Here is a 4209-nt window from a genome sequence, read left to right as displayed (position 1 = left end):
TGTCTCGAACTTTTTTCTCATAGCGACCTTTTTCGTCAGGCAAAAAGTTCACACCTAAATTTGCCCCCGCGTTGTGCAACTGTTGGGCGATCCCCCAAGCAATGGAGCGGTTGTTGGCGATGCCAGTGACAAAAGCATTTTTTCCGTTGAGATCGAGCATGGTTTTTAGGTTGAGTCGCGCTATGAGTCAGGGTTGAAGGTTACTTAGCCGTGTATGACAGCCCAGCTATTATATCCCTGAATGCAGCAACATTGAGTTTTTCAGCTCCATGTCTTGATGCAACGCTGACCTGTGGGGAAACCCCACAGGTCAGCGTTGCATTGCTTTTGACCTTCAGGCTTACCTCCTGAGATTTTTGGTTTTTGGTAGCAATTTTTACAAAAAATTAGCTCAGATTGATATTAAGTAGTGGGAAATAAATTTGTCTATGCCACGATGATTGCTACGAATTGCCGCTTCTACCTGACGGGGTTAAGGGAAAATCAAGTCAAGAGCTTGCTAAGATATAGACTAGCAGTTAATACTGTTGGCCTGTTGGCAAATTAGCTCAAAACTTGCCCGGTGCCCTTGACCTAGGCAAATTAAATTGGCCACCGGTCCCACCGCCGAAATTGATGGGCAAGGGGAATTGGAAACGGTTGTAGCAGTTCACAACAAACTCAAGAAAACTGTTTAAAATCCGCTAAAATAGCCTAAATATACCAGATTAATGAGGTAATCCGTGGCTTAAAATCCCCGGAAGTCTCTTAAATGTAAATAGATAGGGGCATTTGTACAAAGAAATAGATATGGATAGGGTTGTGACGCAGGATACACCACTAGCGGCTGTGTTTCGTCAGATTGGTAGAGGAGCGTTTCCACCAGTCGTAGAAACCTATGAGCGAGGTAAGACGATTTTCTTCCCAGGAGATCCAGCTGAACGGGTTTACTTTTTGCTAAAAGGTGCTGTAAAACTTTCTAGAGTATACGAAGTAGGGGAAGAAATTACTGTAGCACTGCTGCGAGAAAATACGGTTTTCGGTGTTCTGTCTCTGATTACTGGTCACCAATCTGATCGGTTCTACCATGCAGTTGCCTTTACAACTGTAGAGTTACTCTCTTCCCCGATTGACCAGGTCGAAAAAGCACTGAAGGAAAACCCGGAATTATCAATGTTGATGTTACGGGGGCTATCGTCTCGGATATTACAGACGGAAATGATGATCGAAACCCTAGCTCATCGGGATATGGAGTCTCGATTGGTTAGTTTTCTATTAATTCTCTGCCGTGACTTTGGCATACCCTGTGGGGATGGGATTACCATTGAACTGAAGTTGTCCCATCAAGCGATCGCAGAAGCTATCGGTTCGACTCGGGTTACTGTCACCCGTCTACTGGGAGACCTACGGGAAAAAGACATGATTTCGATTCACAAGAAAAAAATTACTGTCCACAAGCCAGTGGTTTTGAGTCAGCAATTTACGTGAAAATTAGCGATTGCAACAACAATACACCTGATTGCGACCATTAGATTTAGCGATCCGTAGGTTCTGGTCAGCAGATCGCAGTAGGCTTTCCCCTCTATGGTCGTCCGTATTGTTAAGGGCAGCAACACCCAAGCTAATGGTAATTGGGAGCACCAATCTTCTATCAATCTGAAACGGTTGATCGCTAATAATATGTCGCACTCGGTTAGCCACTGCTCGGGCTTCTTCACAGTCAGTGTGACTAAGAATGATCACAAACTCTTCTCCACCATAACGAAAGAGGGAATCTTGAATACGTAGGTTATGTTTGAGACGACTTGCCAGTAGCTTGAGAGCGCGATCGCCTACCGGATGTCCGTAGTTGTCGTTGATGGACTTGAAATAGTCTACATCTAGGATAATCAGACTCAGGGGCCTTGATTGACTAAACGCATTTTTGACTTGTCGGGGTAACTCCGATTCCATTGCCCGACGATTGCTCAATTCTGTCAAGGGATCAACCAATGCTATCCTTGATAGGAAATCATTAGTGTGCATTGCTTCCCGGTATAGTCGCACTCCTCGTAACCCTGCCTGAATTTGTGCCTTAAGCAACCGATTTTCTGCTACAGCTATGGCTGAGTCTTGATTACTGATTGAACTGATCCGTAAGTAGGCATCTGCACCGTTTTCTAGGGCTTGAGCACATTCTCTTAACTCCCAGTTTGGGTCTAGTCCCATTGCTGTAATCGCTATTTCGGGCAAGTCATTGATCAAAATGCAGTATATCCAACCGAGCAGCTTTTGTTCTTTAATTTGACGACATAGTTGTAAACTAGCCACCTGGGTTGCCTGCAAAATTAAAATAGCGGGTTGTCTAGTCTTGATGTGTTGTATGACATCATCAAGTTCCAAAGATACCTCGAAAGTGCTAGACCTTATATAGCAAGTCCGCTTCACAAATGTAGTGATAAACTGTTTATTTCCTACCACTAATATAGAAGCATTTATAGAAGCATCGTTTTTATTTATAGTTAGCTCTACAGAGCTAATACATTCACCCGGAATTAATAATCTTAACACTGCTACTTCTTCAAGAAAGTATTAGCTAATACGTTTTGCTCTAAATTCACCAGTAGACATCTCCAGAAACTCGGTTTTGACCCAGGCAGTGCAAGGGTTTGAGGTTAATTTTTGGAGATGTCTAGTATATGGGATTGGCTATGGAATAGATTGATGCTAGATAACTAGATAAATTGATCCTATTGCTGACTATCGTTTAGGAGCTCAAGTACAGTTGGATCAGTTACCAATTCCCCATTGCCGATTCCCCTCCCCGATATGGATTGTGAATCACGAGCTGTGGAACTTTTGATAAATTAGGTGATCTTATAACAATCATTTCTAAACTAGATTACTGTATATAGCAATTATAAATAGGTTGTGAACTATCAAGAGGCCAGGATGCCAATAATACCATGATTTTGGGTTTCTAGATTTTCACAACTCGTTTATAATTGTTATATCGTTTTTAGCTTAACGAGTTTTGTTGAATATAAACCTGAATAACAACAAAAATTAGTTTAATCCCCGATGAATCCAAAGCCAACTTAGGCACATCTTAGGCACATCTTAGGCACATAGTTAATTAGGGGTTACTCAGCAGAAGCTGAGCACAGGGATTATTCTATTTATACTTTCCTCTAATACTCTCTTGTTTTTATCACAAGTGGCAGTAGCAATTTCCTGGTATCCGGGTAATTTTTCTAAATCTTTATCGAACATGGTGAAAACACCTAACTGTTCAACTAAGTGAGAGCATTATTATTCCCACTAACCTCTATATCAAGTCAGGTTGAATACCCATAATTAGAGGGAGGGTGGGGAGACTGACAAGGGTAGGTTTTTTACTTTGGAGATAGGTAATCGGTAATGGGTAATGGCTAATCGGTAATGGCTAATCGGTAATGGGGACCGGTCCCCTAACCCCCTCACAGGGGTAGGTTTTTTACATTAGGGTCAAACATGGGGCGACCCAGAGGGAGAGGAAAAGGAAAACAACTTAGGTGCGCTTTCCGCATCTAATTATTAAATTCGCCACGGGTCGCACCTGAAGAAGGGATGCAGCTTCGGAACTGGGGGTTTCCCCCGGAGACGCGCGCCTTAGACAGGGGAGCCTTTATGGTTGGTAGGCTATGCAGATGCATGGTTAAAACTTGAGGCGCGACCCCGTAATTTAATTCTTCACGCGGAAAGCGCGCCTCCATTGATTAAGGGGCGTTGCTTAATAATCAAATGATTTCAAGAGTTTTGTGGAACTGGCATCTTGGCTAGAACTGGCATCTTGGCTAGAACTGGCATCTTGGCTAGAACTGGCATCTTGGCTAGAACTGGCATCTTGGCTAGAACTGGCATCTTGCCAGTTTCCTCCTTATTTTCGCGCGGGCAGGATGCCCACTCTACTCCTATTCATTTCTTAATTCAGCAACGCCTTTTTTTATAACTGAATAATATCCAATTTAAATGCGCAACACCTAGTTAACTAATACTTAGTAAACTAGCACTATTTAACCAAAACAATATAAATGTAAGCATTCAGCCGTCAGCAGTCAGCCGTCAGCCGTCAGCCGTCAGCAGTCAGCTAAAGTAACTCAGCATTATTCCAATGCTTACCTGTTGTCTTGATCCCAAGCGCGAGTGGTTTGAATTTACCGTAAGATAGGGTCGCCTTATTAAAAAATATTTAACCCTTTTCTGCATAAC

The 4209-nt window shown here is 42.8% G+C and carries 4 protein-coding genes; 2 read left to right on the top strand and 2 right to left on the bottom strand.

Going from position 1 to position 4209, the window contains the following annotated elements:
- Positions 1-160, bottom strand: a 160-nt coding sequence (locus F6K20_RS26800; protein WP_353736836.1) for an SDR family oxidoreductase, incomplete at its 3' end; no start/stop codon positions are given.
- A 629-nt stretch (positions 161-789) separates the two neighbouring features.
- On the opposite strand from F6K20_RS26800, the gene ntcA reads away from it, so the two are divergent.
- Positions 790-1467: a global nitrogen regulator NtcA gene (gene ntcA / locus F6K20_RS26795; protein ID WP_008181591.1), complete on the top strand. Its 678-nt coding sequence runs from the start codon at positions 790-792 to the stop codon at positions 1465-1467.
- A 3-nt stretch (positions 1468-1470) separates the two neighbouring features.
- Here the strand turns inward: ntcA and F6K20_RS26790 are convergent, their stop codons facing one another.
- Positions 1471-2529 carry a GGDEF domain-containing protein gene (locus tag F6K20_RS26790; RefSeq protein WP_229414399.1) on the bottom strand — a complete coding sequence of 353 codons (1059 nt, stop codon included), beginning with the start codon at positions 2527-2529 and terminating at the stop codon, positions 1471-1473.
- 1229 nt (positions 2530-3758) lie between these two features.
- On the opposite strand from F6K20_RS26790, the gene F6K20_RS26785 reads away from it, so the two are divergent.
- Positions 3759-3926, top strand: a complete 168-nt coding sequence (locus F6K20_RS26785; RefSeq protein ID WP_154659719.1) for a hypothetical protein — start codon at positions 3759-3761, stop codon at positions 3924-3926.
- Positions 3927-4209 lie beyond the last annotated feature (283 nt).

Origin of the sequence: Moorena sp. SIO2C4 (genome assembly GCF_010672485.1) — a bacterium.
Classification (GTDB): Bacteria; Cyanobacteriota; Cyanobacteriia; order Cyanobacteriales; family Coleofasciculaceae; genus Moorena; species Moorena producens.
This window is presented reverse-complemented; position numbering and strand designations above follow the sequence as displayed.